This window comes from Idiomarina sp. UBA3162, from assembly GCF_002364475.1.
Classification (GTDB): Bacteria; Pseudomonadota; Gammaproteobacteria; order Enterobacterales; family Alteromonadaceae; genus Idiomarina.
Genome location: NZ_DEYI01000045.1, coordinates 1 through 3606, shown reverse-complemented (window position 1 = coordinate 3606; position 3606 = coordinate 1). Strand labels below are relative to the sequence as shown.

The following is a 3606-nucleotide window of genomic DNA, read 5'->3' as shown; positions in this document are numbered from 1 at the left end:
AAAGCCTTCGATCTTCTCGTTTACACCGCCTATGGCTTGCACTTGACCAAACTGGTCAATCGCCCCGGTTAGCGCAACCGATTGCTTGAAGGGGACATCAGCAAGCGCACTGATTAAGCAGCAGAGCTCACCCAGCGAGGCGCTATCACCATCGACCTCATGATAAGACTGTTCAAACACCACCGTAGCAGAAACCGACATAGGCTCATGACGGGCAAAGTGATGAGCTAGATAAGCGCTTAAGATCATCACACCTTTGGTGTGTATATTACCTGAGAGCTCAGATTTACGTTCGATATCAATAATATCACCATCGCCATAATGGATGGTTGCGGTAATCCGTGAAGGTTCTCCAAACTCAACACCGGCGACACTAACGACCGTCAAACCGTTCACCTGACCCACGATTTCACCCGCCGTATCGATACGGACTTCGTTATTTAGGATACTGCGCCGACTCACTTCTTCTATATAACCACCGCGCTCACGTTGTTGTTTCACGGCACTGCGTATGCTGTCACCGTCTATTTGTGTTTTTTCCTCGTGTGCGGCGACGGCATTTGCTTGTTTTAGCAATTGAAGTAGGGCAATAGCATCTAGACTAAGTTCATACTGATGTTCAGCCCAACGCGATACCTCGGTTAACACGGCGGCGTAAGCGTTCTCGGTTAACGGTAGTACGTCAGCATTGTCCCAAACATAATGCAAAAACTTGAAATACTCAGCGATCGACTGTTGTGTTGTGTCATAACGCGATTGAAAGTCGGCTAAAAATGGAAACAAATCACTAAAATCGTCATCGTAGTCATTTAACGTTGCATAACTACGGCGGCTTCCCACCAAGATGATTTTTATATCGATAGGTACCGGCTCTGGGCGATAAAAATAAGCGGCTCCAGCTTCCATGGTTGGTTGCGGCCATTCAAAATAGCCACTCTTAAGCACTTCTTTTAAGCGCTTGTACATCGCCGGTTGGTCCAACAAAGCATCAATGTCGATGGCTAGGACACCGCCATTGGCTTTTAGAATCCAACCGGGCTCTAAAAGGTGAAGATCTGAACGCACAGTACCACCAATGGACTGTACACCCATTTGGCCGAATAACTGCGATTCTGATACCCGATCACAATAATAATAAGGAGCAGGGTGCTCATGTCCAACAATCACTGTCGCAAATTGATCGGACGCAAAATCATCAAAGGTTTTTTGCTTAACACGTTGGATATAGTCGCGCAGAGCGCGCGTATCGAACGACGTAACCAGTTCTTCAACAAGATCATCGCGCTGGTCGAGCGGCTGCTGCAAGATATGCTGCAACGCACCAATCACCGCAAACGCGTTACCCGATGGCACATTAACACACAGCGGGCGCAACGCATCGTCTGGGTCAGCTAAATAAAGCCAATCAAACCACCGACTGTGTTGCCATGTGGTCGTCGCAAAACACTCATCAAACACTTCTTTATGGTTAAACCCACGAGGAACGATCGCAAAACAGTGACCGTATGCACCCGTTTGCCGTAAAGCGGCTGCTAAACCGTTTAAGGCGCGTTGTTGGCCGACAAGCAATTGTGAACTGCATTCTTTAGGCCGTTGCGATAACCATGCGTGTGTTTGAGGAGTTAGTTGCGAAGCGCTCAGCTGCATATAAATCGAGTTCCTTATCCTATGGCCAGCTCAAATATGACCACATCAATCTTAGATGAAATTAATCGACCGATGTTAGCACAGGTTGGCTTTAGCTGTTAGCTAATAGCACGACGATATTGTACAAGCGCGTACGCAAAATCTGCGATACATAACAGCCAAAGCTGGACAAAATTTCACGTAGAAACGTCTGTAAGAACAGGCACATTTTAGAGTCGAAATCCTTAAACCGATTACGACAAGGGCCGAGCGAGCGAAGCCGCTTATCGACCGCCCCAAACTACCATATTATTGATTGCGTATAATGTATATTAAAATCAGGCACTTACGGATAAGTAGATATGTTACGACACACGGTCGAGTCAAGATTATCATATCGGGACTTTTTGTCTAGCAGGGCGTGGTACAAGGCTTTTAACCATATCGGGGACGCACTGGAGCCTAGAGTCAATGAGTTTAGTTAGGTGTGTCATTTTGTCACCCATCAGGGGGCAAAGCCCCCTAATAACCCCCAATAAGGCGATAGCAGGCGCTAAAAGCCCAAAACTAGAGTCATAACCACTGGTTACAGCTTGACACTTTGTCAATTACATAATTTGTTAGCGCTAATCCGACAGCCAGCTTGCGCTTGTCTGCCTGCTTACCGCTAACCAACCTCTGAATTTCTGATCATAGATAACATGGAGGAAGCTTCGTCAATTAAACCCTTAAGCCTCTTTTCTATGTCTGGCATTCGCTCTCTTCGATTTCTGGCTATATCTGCGTAACGCCTTGCTGACCATTTGTAATGGTTTAAAAACTCAAGCTCCGCAGCTAAAAAACGACCGTAGGGCGTGTGAATATAATCACCCTTTATATACCATCGTATATAGGGCTCTCGGTCAGGCAGATAACCACGCGCTACGATCATTAAATACTTAACTACATGGGTAGGGGCTTTATTATTCTCATACCACCGATAAATGGTTTTTGTAGTCACGCCTAAATCGCTTGCTGCTTCCTTGTAATTAAAGGCGTAAACATGAACGAGCAGGGCTCGGAAGTCTCTAAATTCAATCATGAGTCAGCACCTGCCAAATCAATGCCTATAATTTGGTGCCTGTGGTTTCTCATCCACTTATCACCTAAAGCTGATTTCATGCTCTCAAAGCTTGGCTCTACACCTAAATCATTAGCAACTGAATGAACAAATAGAGCCAGTTTCATTCTAAATAACCTGGCTCCATCAGAAACCCAAGAAAAGCGACTGCTAGCGATTCTAGAGTACTTCCCATAAGAAACTAGCCGGGCTCCTTTATCGTTGGGATAACGCTTTCCCATGTCTTTAGTTAGGTATTTAGAAAGATACTTTGCCATCCCCTCAGCAGTTGACCGCACAGGCTCTAATTGATGACGTCCGAAACCATACTTAGGGCAATTCTCTCTAAAAAGCTTCCAGAGTCTTTTTAGTTCAGCAGGAACAGAAGAGTAGTTACGCTTCCTAACAGCGTCAAAATCAAAGCCTGAGCGAATGTCTGAATCAACAGCAATAAGCAAATGAAAGTGAATACGACCCGACAAATGGCGCTCCTGAACCTTTATCCACGACACTGTATGTTTACGCAAAAAATTAGAAGAAAACGAGTTAAAGCGGCGGTTAGCTTCTTTAGGTTTATCGATAGGTTCCTTAAAGGTTAACGTTAAAAAACCAACCGAATTAATACCAAAAGTATCGATGAAGTATTCGGTGTTTAGAGTCAACGCAAAAACCTGCTTTTTGACGTTAGAAGGCAAACTCTCGATTGAGTTGTTCTTATTAAGACAAGGAAGAGAACCACCGCTTCGCTTAGGTTCTCTAACTGCCGATTCCGTCTTAGAATCAGCGATAAATTCTGAAAACATAATCCGCTCCATTTCTGGAGCAGGTAACGTTTTTGTAGTACATTAAATACGTCACCTGCGAGTTCTACACAAAGGGTT

At 45.0% G+C, this 3606-nt stretch carries 3 protein-coding genes; all 3 read right to left on the bottom strand.

Features of this window, described 5'->3' with window-relative positions; translation table 11 throughout:
• Positions 1 to 1647 (bottom strand): AAA family ATPase (locus tag B2X00_RS05080; protein ID WP_290486379.1); only part of this gene is annotated, 1647 nt, incomplete at its 3' end.
• Positions 1648 to 2293: 646 nt separating this feature from the next.
• Positions 2294 to 2707, bottom strand: coding sequence for a hypothetical protein (locus B2X00_RS05075; RefSeq protein WP_290486378.1), 414 nt, complete (start codon positions 2705 to 2707; stop codon positions 2294 to 2296).
• A complete protein-coding gene (locus tag B2X00_RS05070) occupies positions 2704 to 3528 on the bottom strand; it encodes a rolling circle replication-associated protein (protein ID WP_290486377.1) in 825 nt (274 codons plus the stop codon). The genes B2X00_RS05075 and B2X00_RS05070 overlap by 4 nt, the downstream gene beginning before the upstream one ends.
• Positions 3529 to 3606 lie beyond the last annotated feature (78 nt).

What these genes read in the sequence shown, in the direction of transcription:
- B2X00_RS05075 (WP_290486378.1), bottom strand. Translation starts at nt 2,707, where the DNA reads ATGATTGAATTTAGAGACTTCCGAGCCCTGCTCGTTCATGTTTACGCC.
- B2X00_RS05070 (WP_290486377.1), bottom strand. Translation starts at nt 3,528, where the DNA reads ATGTTTTCAGAATTTATCGCTGATTCTAAGACGGAATCGGCAGTTAGA.